Source organism: Rhodococcus sp. MT28, from assembly GCF_058792695.1.
Genome location: NZ_JBXAFD010000001.1, coordinates 1,624,016 through 1,646,482, shown reverse-complemented (window position 1 = coordinate 1,646,482; position 22,467 = coordinate 1,624,016). Strand labels below are relative to the sequence as shown.

The window sequence follows — 22,467 nt, the reverse complement described above, 5'->3', positions numbered from 1 at the left end:
TAACCATAGTGGAGTTGCTGTGTCGGCAGTGTTTGTTAACCTCCGCCCATGACGGCGGTTCTCGACTACACATCAGCAGGACCGTTCACCCGCATCGACGGGGTGGACATGCTCGCCCTCGAGTCGCTCCCCACCGACCCCATGCAAATATGCCGGGTAGTGCCGTACCTGGTGGTCCAACCCACCGATGCACGGTCGCTGAATCTGCCCACCGACCGATTCGACGAAAACCAGATCCGGCCGGCAAGCGTTCTGCTTCAACGCCTGCTTGCGCTCGATCCGGCACCGGTGACCTCCGCCCGTGAACCCGACAAGCGGCTCGTCGGAACCTGTCGGCACTTTGCTGTTTTGAGTTGTGCGTTTCCGCGCTATCGCGGAATTGCCGCTCGCGTCCGCTGTGGTTTTGCCACCTACTTTCAACCGGGACAGGGCGTGGACCACTGGATCACCGAGTACTGGGACGACGCCGGCAAGCGGTGGATCCGCATCGATTCGGAGATCCTCGGACAAAACGTCCTTCCTCACGCCCATAACCTGCAGCCGGGAGAATTCCTCAGTGGTGGTGAGGCGTGGCTGGCGTATCGACGCGGCGTTATCGACGGGTCCCAGTTCGGGGTGTACGGCACCGAGAACTGGGGGCCTGCCGAGATCCGCGGCAACGCAGTGAAGGATCTTGCCGCGATGAACAAGGTCGAAACTCTGCCGTGGGACGAGTGGGGTCGTATGACGGCCGCCTACGACAGAAAGACAGGCGCCGACTACGACCTACTGTTGGACGATGTCGCCGCGGTGTGCGCCGCCGACGATCCCGTTGCCGTGCGAGCACTGTACGAGCACGATGACTTGCGCGTGCCGGACAAGCTGATTCGTTTCTGAGATGCTGGTGCGATGAATCCGGAGCATCGCCAACTCGATTACGGACTTCGATTCGACTGGGGGTTGCGCGGCGCCGAAGCGATTGCTGCCGGCGTCGATGTGGCAGTGGTGGTAGACGTTCTCTCGTTCACGACGACGCTGAGCGTTGCCGCCGACGCGGGAATCGACGTACTTCCCTTTTCCTGGAACGACGAGCGCGCGGTCGATTACGCGCGTGATGCCGATGCGGTCCTGGCGGTGAGGCGGAGCGTAGCCGCGGAGGGTCAGATCAGTCTGTCTCCCAAGACGATTCGCGAAGCCGAGGTGTCGAGTCGGCTGGTGCTGCCGTCGCCGAACGGGTCGACTATCGCGTTTGCGTTGGCGTCTCAGGTTGCGGTGTGTGTCGGCGCTTCGTTGAGGAACGCTTCCGCCGTCGCGGATTGGATTGTGCACGAACATGGTTCGAGATCGAGGGTTGCGATAGTCGCGTCCGGTGAAAAGTGGCCCGGTGGAGAGTTGCGTCCGGCGGTGGAGGATCTGTGGGGCGCCGGTGCGGTTGTCACGGCGTTGACCGCGACTGGTTGGGAAGGGTCCCCATCGCCCGAGGCGCAGATGGCGGCGACTGCCTGGACGGCGGTGTCGGATTCGTACGAGGAACGGTTACGGGACTGCGCCTCAGGGCGCGAGTTGATCGTCATGGGGTTTCCACACGACGTCGCCATCGCCTCGGAACTCGACGACAGCGACACCGTACCTGTTCTCGAAGATCGTGTGTTTCGAGGTCAGCGCACCGGGCGTCGGTTGAACAAACTCCGCGCCCAGAGGTAGGAGAGGAAGGTGATTGCGACGCACCATCCGATCGCGAGTATCGCGTTGTTCCCGATAGCTTCGCCGAGAAGAAGTCCTCGAAGAGTCTCGATGATCGGAGTGAACGGCTGATACTCGGCAAACCATCGCAACACGGTCGGCATCGAGTCGGTGGGGACAAAGCCGCTTCCCAGGAACGGCAAGAGGATCAACACCATTGGAAGGTTGCTGGCCGTCTCGACACTCTTGCTGACGAGGCCGAAGGCGACCGACAACCAGATCATGGCGATGGAGACCAGGACGAGGAGTGCAAACGTCGCGGCCCACTCCACGAAGCCTGCAGTGGGCCGGAAGCCGACGGCTATCGCTACGGCGATGACGACAACGAGGCTCACGATCGTCTGAAGGAGGCTGCCGAGAACGTGACCGGTCAGGACGGACGTGCGCGTGATCGCCATCGTTCGGAATCGTGCAATGATCCCGGCGGTCATATCGGTTGCGACGGAGATAGCAGTACCTTGTGCCGCTGATGCCACGGTCATCAGAATGATCGCCGGTGCAACGTAATTGACGTACTCGGCTCGACCGCCACCGCCGGGGCCGAGGCCGTTCCCGAGCGTTCCGCCGAGCACGTAGACGAACAGCAGTAGGAAAACGACTGGCATTCCGACGAGCATCACCGTCATCGACGGATATCGAAGGATGTGTCGAATACTGCGACGCAGCATGGTTTTCGAGTCCTGATAGGCAAGCGTCATGGTGGTCATCGCGCGTCGGTCCTTTCGGTGGCGGTCAGAGTCAGGAACACGTCGTCCAGGTCGGGTGTGTGCACGGAGAGTTCCTTGACGTCGATCGAGTGAGCGTCGAGTTGGTCGAGAAGAGAGCGCAGCGAGCGGACACCCCCGTCGCTGGGGACCTGGAGGACATAGGCGGCATCGTCACGTGAAGATTCGTCGAAAACAGCTGCAGCAGAATCGAGCTGATCTCGGTCGAAGAAGTGAAGACGAATGTGGCCGCCGGGGATGTGCCGTTTGAGTTCCGCTGCCGTACCTTGGGCGACGATCCGTCCCTGATCGAGGACGGCGATGTGGTCGGCCAGTTGATCAGCTTCCTCGAGGTACTGGGTCGTGAGGAAGATGGTGACACCGCCCTCGACCAACTCCCGGATGATCTGCCACATGGTGCGTCGGCTCCGGGGGTCGAGGCCGGTGGTGGGCTCGTCCAGGAAGATGATCTCCGGTCGTCCGATCAACGTCATTGCCAGGTCGAGCCGTCGACGCATGCCGCCCGAGTAGGTCGACGCCAGCTTGTCCGCGGAGTCGATCAGATCGAACTTCTTCAGGAGTTCTTCAGTGCGCGTTAGACGTTCGTCCTTGCCGAGATGGTGCAGGTCGGCCATGAGGAGAAGGTTTTCCTCACCGGACAGATAGTCGTCGACTGCTGAGAACTGCCCGGTGACGCCGATGCGCGAACGCACCGCGTCGGGATCGTCGGAAGGGTTGTACCCGGCGATGCGGATGTCGCCGCCGTCTGCGGGAACGAGGGTCGAGAGGATTTCCACGATGGTGGTCTTGCCGGCGCCGTTGGGGCCGAGGAGTGCAAAGACGGTTCCGCGGTCGACGGAGATGTCGATTCCGTCCAGTACCGTCTTGTCGTCGTAGGCCTTCTTCAGGCCCGTCGCGGTGATGGCTGGTTTACGGGACATCAGCGTTCCTTTCGCTAGATCTTCTTGTTGGATTCTTCTCGAGGCTCCGAACGTCGAATGACGATGTCGCCGTAACTGGTGTGTGCCCGGACGTCTACCCGGCGTTCAGTGGAAGCCGGACCGTGCGTGGCATTCATCTGGTTGTCGACGCGGCCGAAGGACGTATGAGCGTCGAATCGCGCGGCGGTTCCGGATCGAACACCGATATGGATTCGTCCGGCGGCCGTCTTGGCGGATACGACTCCACTCTCGATGGCCTCGAAGCGGATGTCGCCGTTGGCGGTTGCGGCGCTCGCATCGGATTCGGCATGCTCGACGGCGACGCTTCCGTTGGCGGTCTTCGCCTTCAGTGCGCCGGTGATCGTGCCGATGTTGATGTCGCCGTTGGAGTTCTTGACCTCCGCGTTGCCGTCGACGCGGCCGATGCGGATGCTTCCGGACCCGGTGCTCGTGTCGATGTCACCGGCCACGTGCTCGACGATGATCGCGCCGGCCCCGGTGCTGATGTTGAGCGGCCCGGTGGTTTCCAGTGTGCAATCGCCCGCGGAAACCTTCACCCGTGATCGTCCGAGAGTGCCTTCGCTACGGAGGTTGGCAACTGCGGCAGTGCCTTCGAGTTCCGAGCCGGAGGGAAGCTGAACGGAGATGTCCACAGATCCTGTCTTCCCGAAGATGCCGAGGCCGCGCTGTTTCGGAGTCTTGATCTGCAGCCGGCCACCTGCGAATTCGACGCGTGTTTGTTCGGCGACTCGAACGTCGACCTCGCGAGACGAGTTGCTGGGCAACACTTCCACGACAGTGTCGTTGCGGCTGCTCGCCGTGATCCGGATGTGTGCGACTGCCACGTCGAAGTTCAAGGTGATGGGGTCAGGTGTGCTGAATGTAGGCATGGTGATACTCCCGATGAGGTTGTCTCGGTTGATGAAAGAGGGTGGTGCGAAAGATGAAGCCGGTGTCAGTGCACCCAGCCGCTGAAGCTTTCGGAACCTTGGGACGTGCGCTGTCTCGGAGTGCTTCTGTTCGCGCCGCCTTCCAGAGCCGTTGCAGCCGAGCGAACCAGCCACGCGTTGACGGAGATCCCGGCTTCCCGGGCCGCCGCCTCGATCCGGTCTTTGAGGTCTTGCCCCAGCCGCAGGTTGATTCGAGTCATCGAGGCGTCGTCGGACTCCGTGACGGGGCGCGGTGCCGGAGTCGGGTCCTCTTCGACGGGGGCCGGAGCCGGTTCACTGATGGCTGGTGCCACCACGAATTCGGGTTCGCGACCCCGCAGACGCAGGTCCACCGAACCCGGGGCGAGGTCACGCGTGATCTCGGCGGCTGCCGCAGACAATGCGTCGAGAAGGGTGAGTCGCACTGCTGATTCCAGCGGTGCGGTCAAACGATCGGCGAGTGCCTTTGCGTCTTCTCCGCCTGCTTCGGCCGCCACCGCGAGTTCGTGGCGAAGGTTGTCTACGTACGGTGTCAAGTCCATGGCATCACTATGGCACCACTTTGGTGCCACCGCAATAGTTTGGTGGCACATTCGTGTGAATTTGGTGAGAATTGCCAGGTCATCGGGGTGGTTGGCGATTCGGTCCGCGGCAGGCTGGCACACTCGTAAGGGTGAGTCCTGCCGAATCGAACCGCCGACGCCGCATCGTGCTCTGGATTGCCGGGGTGCTCGGCGTCGTGATCGTGGTTGGGGTGGTGGTCGTCGCGATCGCACCATCGCGGTACCTGCCCTGGGACACGGCTGAGTTCCCGGCGGTGGACGCGAGTGCGCTCACGTCTGATCAAGGTCGGGTGCTCGAGCTACTGCAATCCGAGCATGAGCAGGACCGTCCGGGCACCTTCTATTCCGACGGCATCGACGAAGAGTGGTGCGCCGACTTCGTCAGCTGGATCATGAGGGAAGCGGGTCGACCGTTGTCCAACCCGAACTCCGGAAGTTGGCGCATCCCGGGGGTGTACACCTTGCAGGAGTATTACCAAGGGATCGGCGCGTACGCCGAGAACGGCAGCGGGTACACCCCGAACGTGGGTGATGTGGTGATCTACGACAGTTCGAGATGGGTCGGTCAGCACACCAACATCGTTGTGGCAGTGGACGGCAACTCTGCGATCACGGTTGGCGGCAACGAGTTCGGCAAGGTGCGGGTTCATGACCTGGACTGGCAATCCGACTCTGCCGTCGTGGGATTCGGAAAACTTCACCCCTGATCGTTGCTCTTCGGAGACAAGGCGAACCACCGCGCCGACGCACGTGCCTCGTCACCGGCGTCGATGTGCAGCGTGTTCGTGCCGGTTCGCACGCTCACCTGCTCACCTCTCTTGATGGGCTGGGTGTACTCGAGGATCGCGCGAAAGGGCCCGCTTCGTAATCTGTCGGGCAGCGCATCTTCCACGGGCTGCCAGTAGATTGCGTTGTTCACGTGATCGAAGGGGTCGAAATCGCTCGAGCGCAACGGGAACGGCGTATCCGCTGACGGCGTCGTGTCCGGGGTCGGGTCGATCCACCGACGCCAGTGAAGATGCTGGTCCACGGCCGTCGATGCCAGGGCGGCGGTGAACTTCTCACTGATGGATGCCGGCATTCCCGTCTTCGGGTCGATGTTGATCCAGAACGCCTCGGTTTCGATCAACCCGCCGCCATCGGATCTGATGCGAACTCGCATCGAACACCACTTGTTCGACAGGCCTGAACACCAGCGCTGCAGGTGAACTCGATCCGGCCAGACGACCGGTTCGAGTACATCGATCACCGTTCTTCGTACCATCCACAGCGGGTGTGTATCCATGGCGCCGCGGTCGACGAGATTGTCGAAGCCCGCGTCTTGGAGGTAGCGCGCGATCGCGTCGAGGCGCAGTTGTTTGTCGGTGTGGATGTCACCCGTACGCACCGGCCACGAGGCCTGGAAGATGCTTCCGGTTGTCGGTAGTTCGGCCATCGCTACGTGGTCGTCGACTTTTGTACGGTTCATCGGATGTGGGCTCCCGGTGTTCGCCTGGTTGGGTGGCTTCACGCTTGCGTTACCCGATGGTGGGATCTTGAACCATCGGAGTTCATCGTTTTCTGAATCCAGTTTTCGATGTACTGTCGCACGTATGGATATCGAGGGCGTAGATGTGGTGACCAACGTGGCGGTGCTTGCGAGGTTCGGGCATGCACTGTCCGACGAGACTCGGACACGGATACTGCTCGAACTGAAGACCGCACCGCGGTATCCGTCCGACCTCGCTGAAACGCTGGCTGTGACCAGGCAGAAGCTGTCCAACCATCTGGCGTGCCTGCGCGGTTGTGGCTTGGTGGTGGCCGTCCCGGAAGGGCGCCGGACCAGATACGAACTCGCCGATGTACATATCGGTCGGGCCCTCGACGACCTGCTCGGGGTCGTACTCGCGGTGGATCCGTCGTACTGCCCGGACAGCGAATCAGAGGGGTGCTGCTGATGGTTGCGCCCGTTGACGGTGTCGGGCTCTCGACTGACCGGCGTGCGCTCTTGTCGAGAAGAATTCGCATCTTCGTGGCGATCACGATCAGCTACAACGTCGTCGAAGCGATCATCGCGCTGGCGGAGGGCACACGAGTGTCGTCCGCAGCACTGTTCGGTTTCGGCCTCGATTCGGTGATCGAAGTGTCCTCGGCGGCAGCTGTTGCCTGGCAGTTCTCGGCGCCGGATCCGACGAGCCGTGAGAAGACGGCACTGCGAGTGATCGCATTCTCGTTCTTCGGGCTCGCTGCGTACGTCTCGTTCGACGCGATTCGGTCGCTGTTCGGTCTGGGTGAAGCTCGGCACACGAGCGTCGGAATAGTATTGGCTGCGGTGAGTTTGGCGATCATGCCGGCCCTGTCCTATGCGCAACGCCGAGCCGGTCGGGAGTTGGGTTCGCTGTCGGCGGTCGCGGATTCGAAGCAGACGCTGCTCTGCACTTACCTCTCTGCTGTCTTGTTGGTCGGTTTGCTGCTCAACTCGCTGCTCGGCTGGTCGTGGGCGGATCCGATTGCGGCACTGGTCATCGCCGTCATCTCGGTGAAAGAAGGCATCAACGCGTGGAAGGGTGATCCGTGCTGCCCGGTTGTGGCTGCGCCCGCGAGCGGTGACGAGTGCGACTGCTGCTGAGTGAACACAGGTTTTGTCGAGTGAGCACCCCCTGCGGTGCGTCAGAGCGGGTGTTCACTCGATGAAAGGCGTGCCGACTTCTGCGCGGCCCTTGACGTGCGCGGCGCGTTGCTCGAGAAGGCGCCGCAGATACGGGCCGACAGCCAACCTCAGTGCCAGGTGTCCGAGCGCCCCGAAGGGGGCCGTAACCGTGAAGCGGTCATGCATCCGCGTCCACCCACCCGGCTGAACGTCGAAGACGTGCTCGTGCCGCATTGCGGCAAACGGGCCGCGGACCTGCTCGTCTGTGAACGAGTACGGACGGTTGTACTGCGTGATCCGGCTTGTCATCGAGAATCTCCACCCGAGATGCCGAGCAGTGAACGACACCTCGTCGCCCTCTCCCAGCGTCGATCTACCCGTACTCGTGACTGCCACCTCATCTGTTGCGCGGAGCGAGGCCGAGTGTTCGTCCATGTCGAGTTCGAGATCGAAGATCACCGCCGGTGGAGCATAGATATCGGTGATCACGACTACGGTGTGTTGCACAGTGCCAGTCTGCCAACATTGGTTTGCGATCCCGGCAAGCGGGTACGGGTCGGTGACCTGCGGTTCATCCGCGACGGGTGATGTTTTCGCCTTCCAGCCCCTCGAGACTGAGTAAGGGAAGTGCATTCTGTCGAAAGGAACGCTGATGACTGCTCCACCGCGGGAACCCGCGAATCACCCTGTCCGGCAGGGTTTCGCGGTAGGTACGACGTTTGCAGCAGCAATCCTGCTGCTCACCGCAGGCATTGTCGCTCTGCTTCAGGGCATCGCGGCCGTTGCCGACAACAATCTGTTTGTCGTGGGTATCAACTACACGTACAAGTTCGACATCACGACGTGGGGTTGGATCCACATCATCTTGGGCATCATCGGGATCGTGGTGGCCCTCGGCCTCTTCACCGGTGCAGTGTGGGCCAGGGCGGCGGCAATCGTCATTGCGTCGCTCTCGATCATCGCCAACTTCTTGTGGATGCCGTATTACCCACTGTGGTCGATCCTGGTCATCGCGCTCGATGTCGTTGTGATCTGGGCGGTCGCGACCTGGGACAGGGACAGAGTCTAGGCACCGAACAACCCGAGAGCAGTTGGTCCCGACCGAGTCGACTCGGTCGGGACCATCGCTCGTGCGTGGGACATTTCGACAGGGTGTGGCTCGGATCAGTCTGGGAGTCGACGCATTTCGGCGACGGTCAGGCCGAGGGAATCGAGACGGGCCATGATGCTCCGCATAGCCGTGTGGTCCGCGACGGGTCCGTACAAACTGGTGAACCCGCCGGCGGCACTGGCGACACTGAGTTCAGGAAATGCGGCCTTGACGCGGTCCGACACTTCGCCGTCGATGAGGAATTGATACCGAGTGGGAGCATTCATCAGTATCCGCTCCATTTCGTAGGGCCATGAGGTTCGAGAAGGCAGCGCTCCGAGCCTCGAAATCGCATGTCGTCAAGTGCAATCGGCGTCGCTGCCCGATCCAGGACTCCGCATCCGTGGGATCCAGTCTTACTCCCGTACGCGCTCGGGGCGTCATCCCCTACGGGTGAATGTCGTCGCGGGTCCGTTCATCCCTTTTGTGTGAGGCTCCGTAGAGTCGCCACCCCTAGTGTCGACCGGGAGAGAGAAGAGGTCGGCATGGGATCTGTCATCGGGGATCTGTTACCCCTCGCGGTCGGCGTTGCGGTATCGCCGATCCCGATCATCGCGGCAATCTTGATGTTGTTGTCCAAGCGTGCCGGCAGCACGAGCGTCGGGTTCGCGCTGGGCTGGATACTGGGAATCGTCGTCGCCACCGTGATCTTCGTGCTTCTGTCCAGCAAGCTCGGTGACTCCGAAGGTGATCCGTCAGCGACAGTGTCGTGGATCAAGCTGGCGTTGGGTGTATTGCTTCTTGCGTTCGGAGTCAAGCAATGGCGCGGACGCGGAGGCGAGCACGAAACCCCGAAGTGGATGCACGCCATCGATGACATGACCGCTGTCAAAGGCCTCGGCTTGGGCTTCGCTCTGGCTGCGATCAATCCGAAGAATCTGATGATGTGTATCGCGGCCGGAATCTCGATCGGATCCGCGTCATTGGGCTCCGGAGAAGTTGTTGTCGCCATTCTGGTTTTCACGATCATCGCGGCCTGCACAGTGTGCGTGCCCGTGATCGGCTACCTCGTTGCCGCGGAGCGACTGCGTGGTCCGCTGGCCAAGCTGAAGGTGTGGTTGCAGGAAAACAACGCCACGGTGATGAGTGTGTTGATCCTGGTTATCGGTGTTGTTCTCATCGGCAAGGGCATCGGCGGTCTCTGACAACTGGAGGTAGTTATGGGATCGCTGCTACTGCAACAGATCCCGCTGGCGCTCGGGATCATCATGAGCCCGCTGGCGGTTGTCGCCGTTGTGGCCGTACTGTTTTCCGAACGAGCGCGTATCAACAGCATTGCGTACCTGATCGGGTGGTATCTCGGAATAGTTGTCGCGCTGGCCGGTTCGTACGTCATCTTGACCGCACTCCAGGTTCATCAGCGCACACACCCTCCGCTGTGGGTGCCCATCATCCATCTCGTTCTCGGGGCAACTCTGCTGGCGGGTGCCTGGTTCGTCTACTCACGCAGTCGTCGCGGGGTTCAGGCGATGGCGGCTGCAGTTGCCCCTGGCGACGTTGTGGCTGCGGCCCCTCAGCTGCCGAAGATGCTGCAATCGGTTGAGCACTTCCAACCAATGCGATCCGGTGTGCTCGGTTTCGCGCTGTTCGTTCTCAACCCCATCGACATGTCGTGTGCCATCGCAGCAGCGATGAACCTTCGTCTCAGCACCGTGGCACCGACGTCGCAGATCGTCTCGGCCGTGATCTTCTCGTTGGTGTCCGTGACCTCGGTCGCGGTACCTGTTGCCCTCCTGCTGATCAAGAAGGACGAGGCAACCGAACCGCTGCTGAAGATCCGCACCTGGATAGCCACCAACACGCACTTGCTGAACGTCGGGCTCCTCGTCCTGATCGCGGCGATGCAGATCAGTAAAGGGGTGCAAGGACTATGAGTGCTCCGCACACGCGGACCTGGTGGGTCTTCGGATCGTTGTCCGACTATCAACGCGCTTGGCTTCGCCCCGACATCATTGCGGGCCTTACGGTGTGGGCTGTCCTTGTTCCGGAAGCGCTCGCGTACGCCACCATCGCCGGAGTTCCGCCGGTGGTCGGGCTTTATGCTGCGGTTCCGTCATTGATTCTGTATGCAGCAGCCGGCAGTTCGCGCCATCTGATCGTCGGGCCGATGTCGGCGACCGCAGCGTTGTCCGCGGCGATGATTGCGCCATTGGCTTCAGGAAACGACGGCCGATTCATCGCGCTGTCGGCGGCATTGGCGATCGTGACCGGGCTCGTCGGACTGCTCGCAGGATTCATGCGCCTCGGATTCATCGCGTCCTTCATCTCCGAGCCGGTTCTCAAGGGATTCATCGTCGGTCTGGCGCTCACGATCATCATCGGTCAAGTACCCAAACTCCTGGGCGTGGACAAGGGGGAGGGAAACTTCTTCGTCCAGACGTGGACAGTGGTGAAGGAACTGGGTGAGGTCGACCTACCGACCGTGATCATCGGATTGCTCAGCCTGGCAATGGTCCTGGGCGTCAAGCGATGGCTTCCGCTCGTACCGGGTTCGCTCCTCGTCGTGCTGCTGGGCATTACCGCAGTAGCGTTGTTCGGCCTCGACGATCGTGGCATCGACATTGTCGGACACATCGACTCGGGCCTGCCGTCGATGGGTCTGCCGAGTGGTGTGGGAGCCGAGGACTACCTCGACCTGGTCGGACCTGCGGTCGGCGTTCTGCTCATCGGTTTCGCCGAAGGTCTTGGCGCTGCAAAGACATACGCGGCCAAAGCCGGCTACACCATCGACGCCAATCGTGAACTGGCAGGACTGGGTGCGGCCAATCTCGGATCGGGTCTCTGCTCGGGAATGGTGGTCAACGGCAGCCTGTCGAAGACCGCCGTCAACGGAGGAGCGGGCGCCAAATCTCAGGTCAGCGGACTGGTGGTCGCGGCGCTGACGCTGGTGACACTGCTGTTTCTCACCGGCCTGTTCGAGAAGTTGCCAGAGGCGACGCTCTCGGCTGTGGTCATCGCAGCAGTGATCGAACTGGTCGATTTCTCCTCCCTCGCAGCGCTGTACCGGGTGTGGACGAAGAGGTTGGGCAGTATCTACGGGCACGCTGCCCGGGCCGATTTCGCGGCGGCGATCGCGGCGATGTTCGGGGTTCTCCTCTTCGACACGTTGCCCGGTCTGATCATCGGAATCGCCGTCTCGATGTTGCTGCTCCTGTATCGGGTCTCCAAACCGCACGTGGCCGCTCTGGCCAAGGACGGCACGCGCTGGGTCGACATCAGTGGGCATCCTGATCTGAAGACACTCGACGGCGTCGTAGTGGTCAGGGTCGAAGCGGGGATGTTCTTCGCCAATGCCGATCACGTGCGTGATCAGATCACCGGTCGGGTGACCGCCGGCACCACCATGGTCGTTCTCGACGCCGAGACGTCACCGTTCATCGACGTCAGCGCTGCGCAGATGTTGGCTCAGCTTCGAGATTCGTTGGCACGCAGGAATGTGAGCTTCCGAGTGGCACGCGACATCGGGCAGTTCCGCGACGTTCTGTCCGGTGCCGACCAGGGCGCGCTGAAGGTCGACGTCTATCCGACCGTCTCGCAAGCGCTTGCAGGTCGAGACAACACCTCAGCGTGATGTCCGTAGCCAGATTCCCAGGGGACCGGAATCTTTGGCCACTGATCCGACGATCGACGACGCGACAACCACGATGGCCGAGAAGATGAACAGCCAGCCGATGACGGTGAACATCACGCCCAGAAGACCGAACTCGTCCTGCGACGTCTTTGTCATTCGGGGGAGGAAAAGAGTGCCGGCCACGTGCAGTCCGGTCAGGCCCGTCGCGGTGAGCAATCCTGACCCGACGCACATTCGAGTGGTCATGCGATTGGCCGTCAGCAGCATGGGCACGGCTGTCCACACGAGTGCCCACACGACGTAGACCGCTGTGAATTCCAGGACTCTGCCCACTCCCGGAACGCCATTCAGTTCACGGCACAGGGCCGCACCGACCACCGACGCGGCCACGACGCACACTACCGCGAACCACCGCCACGCCTGACGGAGTGTTGCCGTCGGCACGCTCCAGATCCGTCCGTACATCCGGCCGAGAGCGCGAGCGTAGGACGTGGAACTGATCAGCAGCATGAGCAAGCCGACAATCCCGAACGCTGCCGCGGCAGAGGTACTGGTCAATACGGTGTCGGGGAGTTGGACGCCGAGGTCGTCTTTGGCGGCATCAGCCAACGGCTTCAGCTTCTCCAAGGTCGACGCTGCAATCATGACCGGGAGCAATGACGTAAAGGCCTGGGCCGCCAAAGTCATGGCGCTGTCCACGAGCCCGACTTCGAAGACCCCGATGGTTGCATCAGTCGCCAACCGTCGACTGGGTGTACGTCTCGCCCACACGGTCAATCGATCGCGCGTATCGGAATACAGCTTCGGGGGCATGGAAGCAGTCTTGCTCAGATGAGTCCGCCGCGTCGCGCAGCCTTGAGCGCGTCGCGTCGGTTGCTCACTTCCAACTTGCGATAGATCCCGCGAAGATGCGTCTTGATGGTGTTGACGGAAAGGAACAGCGTGTCGGCAATGGACTCGGTGGTGTCTCCGGAAGCCAGTTCACGGAGCACGGTGTATTCGCCTGGCGTGAGGATCGGTGCACTCACCAATTCTTGTGGGCGAATGCGGCTACGTACCTGTTCGGCAAATGCTTCCTGATCGCCGAAATGTCCACTGAACTCGTCGAACACCGGCCGCAGGGATGCGCCGTAGTCGAGGAAGGGGCGTAGCAGGCTACCGGCTTCCGCGGCGCGCAGCGCTTTGTGGAGGGAGCGAAACGACTTGCGCTCGTGACCTGTTGCAGCGTGGATCCCGGCTTCGAGTGTCCAGGCGTAGACGTGATGTGCGAGCAACGGGATTTCGGAGGACCCGAGAGCTTCGGAAACTTCGACGAGTGCTTCCGCGAACTTGTTGGACGAGAAGGCGACGGCACCCCGTGCGAGATGTATCTCCGACGTTTCTCCGAATTGATCGGCTGCGTCACGCACGAGTCTCGCTGCCCATTCCACCTCGCCGACGGAAAGGCATGCGTGGACGACGGGTGGTAGAAGAGCCAAGGTCGCGAACGCGAAGGTACGTAATTCGATCGCGCTGAGCATCGCGTCGCGGACATCGGCGGCGGTCGAGCGTCGGTCGGTCGAGCCGTCGAGACTGTGAAGGCCGAAGGTTACGACGGAGTGCCACCCGAACACCGGCGCGCTGGCGCCGAGAACGTCTGTGCTCCGGTAGTTTCCGATTGTCGGGATGCGGTACGGGAGTTCGCTCGAAGCGCAGAGATATGTGGCAAAGGCGGCCACCGACGCGGACAACTCGTACTCCGCAGTCGTCGTGATGCGATGTTCGACCGCGTAGTCGAGAGCGTAGACGGAGTGAGCCCTCATCGCCCCGATGTCTCCGCTGAGAGAAGCTACGTAGCCCAGTCCGGTCAGCGACTTCAAGACGAATCGCGCCCTGCCCCGTATTGTCCCGAGTGCGACGGCTTGAGTGTATTCGACAGTCGCCCTGTCGAACTCACGTCGCAGTAAGTGTGCCGTCGCCAATTCCATGTGTGCGTAGGCTTCGATGTCGGAGTGGGTGCTTTTCTGACGCCGCTCCAGACGTGCCGCCAGCGGCTCGTTGTCGGAAGTCGCCGTAACGCAGGAGATTTCCAGGCTCATCGCCAGGAACAATGGATCTTCTGCAATCGGTGGATGAGTTGCCTCGAGAAGATCGAGGCACGTGGTCGCCGAGGTCACGTCACCGGAATGGAGGGCGGCCGCCGCCAGCACCAGTCGGGTGATCGGGGATTCCGAGACCTGCGTCGACACCGATTCCAGGACTCGCACGACGTCCCCGCAGTGCCCGTCGAGTACGAGGCCCAGCCCGCAGCGTTCGAGAAACGCGAGAATGCGGCATGGGTCTCCGATCGACACCTCGAGTTCGAGCGCCTCGAGTTCGAAGTGATTGCTTTCGAACCAGCTTGCTGCTTGCAGGTGTACGCGGTTTCTCTCGACGTGATCGACGCGACGGAACTCTGCCCGAAGGTGCTCACGCAAGAGAGGGTGATAGCTGAACCACGTTGTGTGGTCGGCGGAGTCGGTACGGGTCACGGGGAAGTTGAACTGAATCAGCGAGTCGATCTCGGATCGAGCGTTCGAGTCCGTCAGAGTTTCCGCCAGTTGGGCGGAGAAAGAATCGACTACCGATGTTCGCAACATGAACGAGGTGACATGTTCGGGCAAGGACGTCAGTACCTCGTCGACGAGAAAGTCGGCGATCGGGCGGGGTGTGTGCGTGAACTCGTTCAGTGCATCGCCGATGTCACTGCGGCCGGCCAGAAACGCGGCGGTCAGGCGAACAACGGCGCCCCACCCCTTGGTGAAGTTCTCGACGATTGCGAGTTCGTCGTCGCGCAGCGTGATGTCGTACTCGCCGAATATCGCGGTGATCTCGGAGCGATCGAAAGCGAGATCGGTGGATGCAAAGCGGGTGAGTCGGCCGTCGAGAGCCAGACGATGCCACGTGAGCGGTGGTTCGTAGCGGGCGGCAACGATAATCGACAGGTTGCCCGGGGTCTGTGTGAGTATCCGATCGAGGAGACCGATCGACATCGGATCGTGGAGGGTGTGAACGTCGTCGAGGATCAACGTTGTTCGGCGCTCGTGCGTTTCGAGGGTTTCCGCAAAGTGCGCGAGCCACTGCTCGACGGGCGGCCTGGATCCGGTCTGCACGGGGAGCCTCTGGCCGGCCGCATCGACGGAGGTCGCGATCGCCTCGGCGAGGGATTCACACAGTATCGACACGTTGTTGTCGCGCTCGGCCAACGTCAGCCAGGCCAGCGCAACATCAGGGGAGGCTCGGGAATATTCGCGAGCCCAATCGGCCAGAAGTAGGGTCTTCCCCGCACCGGCCGGAGCCGAGAGCAACCCGACAGGCCCGGGGCCTGAGCCTTTGGTGGCAGTGGATGCGGTGAGTTTGCGGTGCAGGCGCGGACGCGCGACCAGTCCTTTCACGGCAGTTGGCGGGTGAAAACGACCGTTGAGTGCGGCGCCTGGCACGTGCGCTTGCCCGACGCGGTGAGACGCGTCGAGCGTTACTGCAGCGGCATCACGAAATGGGCTGCTCATCCGACTCCTGTTCGACTGGCTGCACTGGACGTGACCGCTGGATCGAAATTTTGAACGAGTTAGATGATGTGAAACTACCCAATTCGGACACCAAATAAGCGTCCAAGTCGAATATTCGGACCAAAGTCCCTGATTTAGCGGAGTGAATTTCGAACAATGAAGGGTGTCGCCAGTTCTACCGCCCGAACGGCGGGGTGCGAGCAAACCTCGAATAGCGGTCGAATACCTTTTCCAGGCCCACGAGATCCGGATCTGACAACAAGGCTGCCAGAAGTACACGTGCCTGCCCGGCTCGAAGATCGGTGGAAAATACAGCGCCTGCGGCGATCAAGTCGTGCCCGCCACCACCGCCACCGTAAACCGGGGAGATTGGCCCCGAGGGCACCCGAGTTGTCACGGCTACCGGAATGTGAGCGCCTACGCAGTCTCGTACGGCCTCGACTATCGTCGGATTGGCATTTCCCGAACCGAGTCCGTCGAGAACAAGTCCCTGCGCCCCGGCGTGCACGCAGGCGTCGATCTGTACGCGGTCTGCCCCGGGATACACGGCGATGATGTCGACGCGGGTGTCCGAAATCGGATGCCACGGCAATGGTTCGGGAGTACGCAGCAGGAGCGGATCGATGTGCACGCGGCGGAAGGCATCGAGTGCCGTCGTATCGGACTTTCGCGTACCTGCGGCTGGATGGACCGAACCGCCGAAGGCGATGAGGACACCGCGCCCGTGTGACGAGATGTCCAGTCCGGCTGAGATTGCCGCGGCGAGATTCGAACGAGCGTCGGATTCGGGATGGTCGAAAGTGCGCTGCGCGCCGGTGAAGACCACCGGGCGTTGGTCGTCGTGGTGCAGGTCCAACAAGAACGCAGTTTCCTCCATCGTGTCGGTGCCGTGAAGCACGACCACCGAGTCGAGTCCGGGATCTTTCAATTGATCGGCTACGGCGTCGCGAACACGATCCATGTCCGCGAAGGTCATGCTCGAGCTGTCCTTCGACATCACGTCGACGACTCGAAGCTCGATGTCGGTCTGCTCGTTGCCGACCAGATCTGCACCGGTGATTGCGGGCCGGCTGATTCCATGCGCATCCCGGGTGCTGGCGATGGTGCCACCGGTAGTGACAACTGCGACTTTCGACACTGTGGTCCTTTCACGTCAAGCTGCGGGGTGGTGGATGGCCAACTCGCGAATACGATTCCTGGCGGCGTACCAACCAATCATCAAGAGCGGTGCGATGATCGCGATGGATCCGACGGTCCACGTTCCAACGGGGTTGTCGAATGCCATCAACACGATAACGACCGCAAGAAAGACCAGTGTCGCGATCCCGGTGTACGGTGCGCCGAATATGCGGAAGGAAGGGCGAGTGACTTTGCCTTGTTTCGCAAGTTGCCAGAGCCTCAACTGGCACAGCACAATTACCGCCCATGCACTGATGATGCCAAGTGCCGCAAGATTGAGGACTATTTCGAAGGCCTGCGCTGGGACAACAGCATTGAGCCCGACGCCGAACAGGATGACCACGCCGGTGAGTGCGATTCCCCCGTACGGCACTCCGGCTTTGTTCATTCTGGCAGCGAAGGCAGGCGCCGAACCGGCCGTCGCCATCGAATGGAGTATTCGTCCGGTCGAATACAATCCGGCATTGAGGGAAGACAACGCCGCCGTGAGAACGACCAGATTCATGATCGCATCTGCGCCTTGGATGTTGATCGAACCGAAGAATGTGACGAATGGACTTTCACCGGCGTGGTATTCGGTGTACGGGAGCAACAGTGAGAGCAGCAGGACCGACCCCACGTAGAAGACGAGGATCCGAATGATCACTGTGTTGATCGCCTTGGGTATCACCTTCCGGGGATTTTCGGTCTCTCCAGCCGTGGTCCCCACGAGTTCAATTGAAGCGTAGGCGAACACGACGCCCTGAATCACCACGACTGCCGGCAGTATTCCGTTGGGGAACAGCCCACCGTTGTCGGCGATCAGGCTGAATCCGGAGGAATGCCCTTCGATGGGCGTGCCGAAGAGTACGAAATAGACACCGAACCCGAGGAATGCGGTCAAGGCCACGACCTTGATCAACGCGAACCAGAACTCCAACTCTCCGAAGACTTTCACGGACACGAGATTCAGTCCGAGAACCAGCAACACCGCGATCAGGGCGAACATCCACTGATCGATGTGTCCCAGTGGCGCCCAGTACTTTTTGAAGAAGTTCATGTACAACGCCACAGCCGTGACGTCGACCACGGCAGTCATTGCCCAGTTCATCCAGTACAACCAGCCCGCAGCGAAAGCCATCTTTTCGCCGAAGAATTCGCGTGCGTAGGAAACGAAGGATCCGGAAGTCGGTCGGTGCATCACCAGTTCGCCGAGCGCCCTCAGGATCAGGAACGCGAAGAATCCGCACAGCGCGTACACGAGAACCAAGGCCGGGCCCGCCTGTTGTAGTCGCCCTCCCGCCCCCATGAAAAGGCCGGTTCCGATCGCGCCACCGATCGCGATCATCTGAATTTGTCTGGGGCCGAGCGCCTTCTGATATCCGAGATCCTCCTCAGTGGCAACTTCGGCGCGGCCTGTCTCTTCCCGTTCGACGGTCATCAAACCTCCTCCGCAACAGCGGTGGCATGAGGCTTCTCCCCCGAAACGCGGAGATTGGCGAGATGTTCGGGGCTGAGCAACCGATCGAGTTCCTCGCGGTCGAGCAGGCCGGCTTCGATTACGAGATCGGCGACGCGACGCCCGGAAATCAACGCCTCCTGGGCGATCCGAGTGGACGCGGTATATCCGATGTAGGGGTTGAGCGCGGTGACGAGGCCGATGGAGTCTTCGACTCGGGCGCGCAGCAGTTCAGTGTTAGCCGTGATGCCGAGTACGCACCGGTCCGCCAAAATGCGGCAAGCCGCACCGAGGTGTCGCATTCCTTCGGACAGTGAGTGCACGATGATCGGCTCGAAAGCGTTGAGTTGGAGCTGACCGGATTCCGCAGCCATCGTGATCGTCACGTCGTTGCCGATGACTTCGTACGCGACCTGATTGAGGACTTCGGGAATGACAGGATTGACCTTGCCCGGCATGATCGACGAACCTGCCTGCACCGGTGGAAGATTGATCTCGTTCAATCCGGCTCGCGGGCCCGAAGAGAGCAGCCGGAGATCGTTGCACACCTTGGACAACTTCACAGCGACCCGCTTGAGGACGCCGGAGAGGTGGACGAACTGGCCCACGTCTTGGGTCGCTTCGACAAGATCCGTTGCCAACACCAGCGGCAGTCCGGTCAGTGCGCCCAGGTCGGAACAGGCCACCTCGGCGTAGCCGGCGGGTGCGTTGAGGCCAGTGCCGATAGCAGTCGCACCGAGGTTGATCTCGTGAACGAGAAGAGCGGCCTCAGCCAGACGCGCCCGATCCTCCTCGATCATGACCGCGTAGGTCCCGAACTCCTGACCCAGGGTCATCGGCACGGCGTCCTGCAGTTGGGTGCGTCCCATCTTCACTGTGTCGGCGAACTGAAGAGATTTGGTCGTGAATGCGTTCTGGAGTGTAAGAAGTGCATCCAGCAGGTCATCGATCGCGAAGATCGTCGAGATATTCACGGCCGTGGGGTAGACGTCGTTGGTCGATTGGCTCAGGTTCACGTGTTCATTGGGGTGAAGCCGTTCGTAGTCGCCGCGCTGGTGGCCGAGGATTTCCAACGCGCGATTGGCGATGACCTCGTTCGCATTCATGTTCGTCGACGTGCCGGCGCCACCCTGGATGACGTCCACCACGAACTGTTCGTGCCACCGCCCGTCCACGATCTCCTTGCATGCCTGTGAGATGGCCTCCGCGCGCGGGCGGTCGAGGATGCCCAGCTTTTCGTTTGCGCTGGCTGCGGCCCACTTGACGTAAGCGATGCCGCGGATCAGATGCGGGTTCGTGGAGATTGTTCGACCAGTGATCGGGAAGTTCTCCATTGCGCGCAAGGTGTGGATACCCCAGTACGAATCGGCTGGAACCTCGCGATCGCCGAGCAGATCGTGTTCTGTTCGCGTTTCGAGCACTTGATCAATTCCTCGTGTCTCTTCGCGCAAGCATCACTCTGCGCGGTGGGTGTATTTCGGGATCGCAGCGCTGACGGTCGAGTTATAGTCCCGCCCTGCTATCGGGCTATCAGGCTGTCTGACAGGTGTAATTGTTACCTCGCTCACTCCGGCACGTCAACCCTTCATCAAGTGCGATGTTTGACGCGGGACTTCGGCAGTCGCAACAATGACGGCATGAACCTGTCAGACAGCTGGGCCACCAGGCGACCCGTCGCCTCGCGGGTGAGTGCTGCCGAGGCGGTTCTCGCCGACCTCCGTGCCGCAATAACCTCCGGCGAACTGGCAGTCGGAGAGCGTCTCCCGTCCGAGGCGTCCCTGGCCGAAAGACACGGGGTCAGTCGATCGGTCATCCGTGAAGCCCTGCGCTCGTGCCATGCCCTCGGGCTCACCGAGACGAAATCCGGGCTCGGCACCTTCGTCGTCAGCGATTCGATAGCGCGAGACCTCGACTTCGGCAGCTACGCGGCCAACGAGTTGGTCGAAGCGCGGCCGCATGTCGAAATTCCGGCCGCAGGATGGGCTGCCCAACGGCACACAGCGGAGGAACTGACGGCCCTCCGCGGACTGGTCCAGCAGATGCGTGACGAGGATGATCCGCTCGTATGGGTCGCACTCGATGCGCAGTTCCACGGACTGATCGCGAAAGCCAGTAGGAATCGGGTCTTCGAGTCGGTAATCGTCGATATTCGTGAAGCGTTGACAAGGCAGTCCGAGACACTCAATCTTGTTGCCGGTCGCCAGGAAAGGTCGAACGAGGAACACGAACGAATAGTCGAAGGAATCGCATCCGGCAGCTACGACCACGCCTCCAGAGCGATGGCCGAACATCTCGACGCCGTTAGGCTGACGCTTGAAACTCTTGTCCAAGAAAGTAATCCGCTGTGACGGCGCTTCCGGGTAGGTCTGCCCTCGTCTGCGTTATCCTCGCGGTATCAGTGACCGGGGCGTTGGCCGGCTGCAGTTCGTCCGACACCCCGGTGACGTCGACGATCGCCGCGTCAGCGACGACAGCGGCAGCTGTATCGATTACGGGCGTAAAGCCGCCATCGACGCCGGAATCCGAACGGGCGCTCTTCGATGCGGTGGACCGCAATGATCCGGCAGCGATCACCGCGGCCCTGGCTTCGGGCGCGAACATCGAAGCTCGCGGCGAGGGCGAACGGACTCCACTCGTCGAGGCCGCCAAGAACGACGCTGTCGCTGCGGCTTCTACGTTGATTCTTGCCGGAGCAGACGTGAACGCGAAGGATTCCATGCAGGATTCGGCCTTCCTGTATTCCGGAGCCGAGGGTTTGAACGAGATTCTGGCGCTCACGCTCTCCCACGGCGCGGACGTCGACAGCGTGAACCGTTACGGCGGTACGGCGCTGATTCCGGCGAGTGAACACGCGCATGTCGAGAGCGTCCGGATGCTGATCGCTGCCGGGGTTCCGGTCAATCACGTCAACGATCCCGGGTGGACGGCGCTACTCGAAGCCGTTGTGTACGGCGATGGTTCGGTGCGCTATATCGACGTGATCACTCAGCTTCTCGACGCGGGGGCAGATCCCTCGATCCGGGATGCATCGGGGAAGACCGCGTTGGACAATGCCGAAAGTCGTGGTCAGTCGGACGTTGTGGCGCTGCTTCAATCGCGGAGCTGACGCCAACGAGTCGGGCTCAGCCCGTAGGCCTGTCGAAAGCGTCGGCTGAAGTGTCCGGCGTCGACAAACCCCGCCCGGTGCGCAACGGTCGCGATCGGCAGATCGACGGTAGCGGGTCGAGCCAGTTCGTCCCGAGCCTTCTGCAGGCGCTGGGTGATGATCCACTGTTCGATCCGAAAGCCGTTGTCCGAGCAGATCTTGTACAGCTGTCGCAGTGAGATGTTGTGGGCTTGAGCAATTCGTGCGGGATTCAGTGTCGGATCGTGAAGGTGTTCACGGATGTATCGACGGATCGAAGTCATGGCAAGGGCCGATCTCGGAGCGGATGCGTCAGGATTCGCATGTGCGATCGAAGCGACCAAAGCACGTGCGAGTTCGATCGAGGCCTCGCCCAATTGTTCGGCGGCAGGATCGGTCTCCAACAGAGCGGCGCTGCGGAACAATTCACGAACGTGCGCGATCATCACGGGGTACAGATTGCTGTGATGAGGCCGGGTAGCTGCGTCCCGCACGGTGTCGATCGGCAGTCCCAGCCGATCCATCGGAACGTAGAGGCACTGGGAAGCGCCCGTTCCCGGCCAGGAGAAATCGTAGGTCGACGTCAGGTCCGTCATCAACAGCTCACCGGCGGGCACTCTGCGTTGTTCGTCGTGCTGATCTAGATGGCCGATCCCGATCTCCTGCAGGGCAATCGCAAGGACGGGCATCGACGCGGACCGGACGTGACGTGGTGTTCGGGTCAACCGCATACCGGTCGACTCGGAGCGGAACAGTGATGCTGCACCGAGGTTCCACACGTTCATTCTCGCGCTCACCCGTTCCGGGTTCTCCAAGTGGATTGCACACGGGACCGAGGCACGACCCATCGCGTCGACAAAGGCGTCCGCGCGTTGGTCAGGCTCCAACACGGAAGTATCCAGGAGCAAAGCCATGCAGCCCTGATACCCCGCGATGCGGACGCTCAACCAGAAGTTGTGCAGTGTGAGCTCAAAAGTCTGCACGGACAGT

Annotated in this window: 24 protein-coding genes; 11 read left to right on the top strand and 13 right to left on the bottom strand. The window is 61.4% G+C overall.

Annotation, left to right across the window (positions count from 1 at the left end; translation table 11 throughout):
• Positions 1 to 48 precede the first annotated feature (48 nt).
• On the top strand, positions 49 to 876 hold the full coding sequence (locus AC1Q6C_RS07930) for a transglutaminase domain-containing protein (protein WP_492666490.1): 828 nt from the start codon (positions 49 to 51) through the stop codon (positions 874 to 876).
• Between the two features lie 12 nt (positions 877 to 888).
• Positions 889 to 1,683 carry a 2-phosphosulfolactate phosphatase gene (locus AC1Q6C_RS07925; RefSeq protein WP_050655014.1) on the top strand — a complete coding sequence of 265 codons (795 nt, stop codon included), beginning with the start codon at positions 889 to 891 and terminating at the stop codon, positions 1,681 to 1,683.
• Here the strand turns inward: AC1Q6C_RS07925 and AC1Q6C_RS07920 are convergent.
• The 4 genes from AC1Q6C_RS07920 to AC1Q6C_RS07905 all read right to left on the bottom strand — a co-directional run bounded on the left by AC1Q6C_RS07920 (position 1,638) and on the right by AC1Q6C_RS07905 (position 4,838).
• On the bottom strand, positions 1,638 to 2,429 hold the full coding sequence (locus tag AC1Q6C_RS07920) for an ABC transporter permease (protein ID WP_054780764.1): 792 nt from the start codon (positions 2,427 to 2,429) through the stop codon (positions 1,638 to 1,640). The genes AC1Q6C_RS07925 and AC1Q6C_RS07920 overlap by 46 nt on opposite strands.
• A complete protein-coding gene (locus AC1Q6C_RS07915; RefSeq protein ID WP_492666489.1) occupies positions 2,426 to 3,367 on the bottom strand; it encodes an ATP-binding cassette domain-containing protein in 942 nt (313 codons plus the stop codon). Before AC1Q6C_RS07915 ends, AC1Q6C_RS07920 begins: the two co-directional genes overlap by 4 nt.
• A gap of 14 nt (positions 3,368 to 3,381) precedes the next feature.
• On the bottom strand, positions 3,382 to 4,257 hold the full coding sequence (locus tag AC1Q6C_RS07910; protein WP_492666488.1) for a DUF4097 family beta strand repeat-containing protein: 876 nt from the start codon (positions 4,255 to 4,257) through the stop codon (positions 3,382 to 3,384).
• 65 nt (positions 4,258 to 4,322) lie between these two features.
• On the bottom strand, positions 4,323 to 4,838 hold the full coding sequence (locus AC1Q6C_RS07905; RefSeq protein WP_161120533.1) for a toxin-antitoxin system HicB family antitoxin: 516 nt from the start codon (positions 4,836 to 4,838) through the stop codon (positions 4,323 to 4,325).
• A gap of 131 nt (positions 4,839 to 4,969) precedes the next feature.
• Between AC1Q6C_RS07905 and AC1Q6C_RS07900 the strand changes: the two genes are divergently transcribed.
• On the top strand, positions 4,970 to 5,566 hold the full coding sequence (locus AC1Q6C_RS07900) for a CHAP domain-containing protein (RefSeq protein WP_030536161.1): 597 nt from the start codon (positions 4,970 to 4,972) through the stop codon (positions 5,564 to 5,566).
• Here AC1Q6C_RS07900 and AC1Q6C_RS07895 read toward each other — a convergent pair.
• Positions 5,557 to 6,327: an acyl-[acyl-carrier-protein] thioesterase gene (locus AC1Q6C_RS07895; protein ID WP_003943026.1), complete on the bottom strand. Its 771-nt coding sequence runs from the start codon at positions 6,325 to 6,327 to the stop codon at positions 5,557 to 5,559. The genes AC1Q6C_RS07900 and AC1Q6C_RS07895 overlap by 10 nt on opposite strands.
• A 124-nt stretch (positions 6,328 to 6,451) precedes the next feature.
• Between AC1Q6C_RS07895 and AC1Q6C_RS07890 the strand changes: the two genes are divergently transcribed.
• Entirely contained in the window at positions 6,452 to 6,796 is a 345-nt protein-coding gene (locus tag AC1Q6C_RS07890) for an ArsR/SmtB family transcription factor (protein ID WP_007730375.1), read from the top strand.
• On the top strand, positions 6,796 to 7,467 hold the full coding sequence (locus tag AC1Q6C_RS07885; protein WP_492666487.1) for a cation efflux transmembrane domain-containing protein: 672 nt from the start codon (positions 6,796 to 6,798) through the stop codon (positions 7,465 to 7,467). Before AC1Q6C_RS07890 ends, AC1Q6C_RS07885 begins: the two co-directional genes overlap by 1 nt.
• Before the next feature lie 54 nt (positions 7,468 to 7,521).
• On the opposite strand, the gene AC1Q6C_RS07880 is transcribed toward AC1Q6C_RS07885, so the two are convergent.
• Positions 7,522 to 7,995: an SRPBCC family protein gene (locus AC1Q6C_RS07880; protein WP_492666486.1), complete on the bottom strand. Its 474-nt coding sequence runs from the start codon at positions 7,993 to 7,995 to the stop codon at positions 7,522 to 7,524.
• 145 nt (positions 7,996 to 8,140) lie between these two features.
• Here AC1Q6C_RS07880 and AC1Q6C_RS07875 point away from each other — a divergent pair, with 145 nt between their 5' ends.
• Complete coding sequence (locus tag AC1Q6C_RS07875; RefSeq protein WP_003943077.1) at positions 8,141 to 8,557, top strand: DUF7144 family membrane protein; 417 nt, start codon at positions 8,141 to 8,143, stop codon at positions 8,555 to 8,557.
• 95 nt (positions 8,558 to 8,652) lie between these two features.
• Here the strand turns inward: AC1Q6C_RS07875 and AC1Q6C_RS07870 are convergent, their stop codons facing one another.
• Positions 8,653 to 8,865 carry a DUF8691 family protein gene (locus AC1Q6C_RS07870; RefSeq protein WP_003943015.1) on the bottom strand — a complete coding sequence of 71 codons (213 nt, stop codon included), beginning with the start codon at positions 8,863 to 8,865 and terminating at the stop codon, positions 8,653 to 8,655.
• Between the two features lie 258 nt (positions 8,866 to 9,123).
• Here AC1Q6C_RS07870 and AC1Q6C_RS07865 point away from each other — a divergent pair, with 258 nt between their 5' ends.
• From AC1Q6C_RS07865 to AC1Q6C_RS07855, 3 genes are read left to right on the top strand one after another with little or no spacing between them, the layout of a single operon-like run.
• Complete coding sequence (locus tag AC1Q6C_RS07865; RefSeq protein WP_007730384.1) at positions 9,124 to 9,783, top strand: GAP family protein; 660 nt, start codon at positions 9,124 to 9,126, stop codon at positions 9,781 to 9,783.
• Positions 9,784 to 9,798: 15 nt separating this feature from the next.
• On the top strand, positions 9,799 to 10,512 hold the full coding sequence (locus AC1Q6C_RS07860; protein WP_042451601.1) for a GAP family protein: 714 nt from the start codon (positions 9,799 to 9,801) through the stop codon (positions 10,510 to 10,512).
• The gene (locus AC1Q6C_RS07855; RefSeq protein WP_492666485.1) at positions 10,509 to 12,209 is read left to right on the top strand and encodes a SulP family inorganic anion transporter; all 1,701 of its coding nucleotides are present in this window, start codon (positions 10,509 to 10,511) and stop codon (positions 12,207 to 12,209) included. Before AC1Q6C_RS07860 ends, AC1Q6C_RS07855 begins: the two co-directional genes overlap by 4 nt.
• Here the strand turns inward: AC1Q6C_RS07855 and AC1Q6C_RS07850 are convergent.
• The 5 genes from AC1Q6C_RS07850 to AC1Q6C_RS07830 form a co-directional block, all read right to left on the bottom strand.
• Positions 12,201 to 13,022, bottom strand: a complete 822-nt coding sequence (locus AC1Q6C_RS07850) for a hypothetical protein (protein ID WP_492666484.1) — start codon at positions 13,020 to 13,022, stop codon at positions 12,201 to 12,203. The genes AC1Q6C_RS07855 and AC1Q6C_RS07850 overlap by 9 nt on opposite strands.
• Before the next feature lie 14 nt (positions 13,023 to 13,036).
• Positions 13,037 to 15,736 carry a helix-turn-helix transcriptional regulator gene (locus tag AC1Q6C_RS07845; protein WP_492666483.1) on the bottom strand — a complete coding sequence of 900 codons (2,700 nt, stop codon included), beginning with the start codon at positions 15,734 to 15,736 and terminating at the stop codon, positions 13,037 to 13,039.
• 175 nt (positions 15,737 to 15,911) lie between these two features.
• On the bottom strand, positions 15,912 to 16,874 hold the full coding sequence (locus tag AC1Q6C_RS07840) for an asparaginase (protein WP_007730395.1): 963 nt from the start codon (positions 16,872 to 16,874) through the stop codon (positions 15,912 to 15,914).
• 15 nt (positions 16,875 to 16,889) lie between these two features.
• A complete protein-coding gene (locus AC1Q6C_RS07835; protein ID WP_007730398.1) occupies positions 16,890 to 18,335 on the bottom strand; it encodes an amino acid permease in 1,446 nt (481 codons plus the stop codon).
• On the bottom strand, positions 18,335 to 19,774 hold the full coding sequence (locus AC1Q6C_RS07830) for an aspartate ammonia-lyase (RefSeq protein WP_058038379.1): 1,440 nt from the start codon (positions 19,772 to 19,774) through the stop codon (positions 18,335 to 18,337). The genes AC1Q6C_RS07835 and AC1Q6C_RS07830 overlap by 1 nt, the downstream gene beginning before the upstream one ends.
• 216 nt (positions 19,775 to 19,990) lie before the next feature.
• On the opposite strand from AC1Q6C_RS07830, the gene AC1Q6C_RS07825 reads away from it, so the two are divergent.
• The gene (locus AC1Q6C_RS07825) at positions 19,991 to 20,701 is read left to right on the top strand and encodes a FadR/GntR family transcriptional regulator (protein WP_030536150.1); all 711 of its coding nucleotides are present in this window, start codon (positions 19,991 to 19,993) and stop codon (positions 20,699 to 20,701) included.
• The gene (locus AC1Q6C_RS07820) at positions 20,698 to 21,459 is read left to right on the top strand and encodes an ankyrin repeat domain-containing protein (RefSeq protein ID WP_492666482.1); all 762 of its coding nucleotides are present in this window, start codon (positions 20,698 to 20,700) and stop codon (positions 21,457 to 21,459) included. Before AC1Q6C_RS07825 ends, AC1Q6C_RS07820 begins: the two co-directional genes overlap by 4 nt.
• On the opposite strand, the gene AC1Q6C_RS07815 is transcribed toward AC1Q6C_RS07820, so the two are convergent.
• Positions 21,444 to 22,460, bottom strand: coding sequence for a helix-turn-helix domain-containing protein (locus AC1Q6C_RS07815; RefSeq protein WP_230587526.1), 1,017 nt, complete (start codon positions 22,458 to 22,460; stop codon positions 21,444 to 21,446). The two genes, AC1Q6C_RS07820 and AC1Q6C_RS07815, sit on opposite strands and share 16 nt — an antisense overlap.
• Positions 22,461 to 22,467 lie beyond the last annotated feature (7 nt).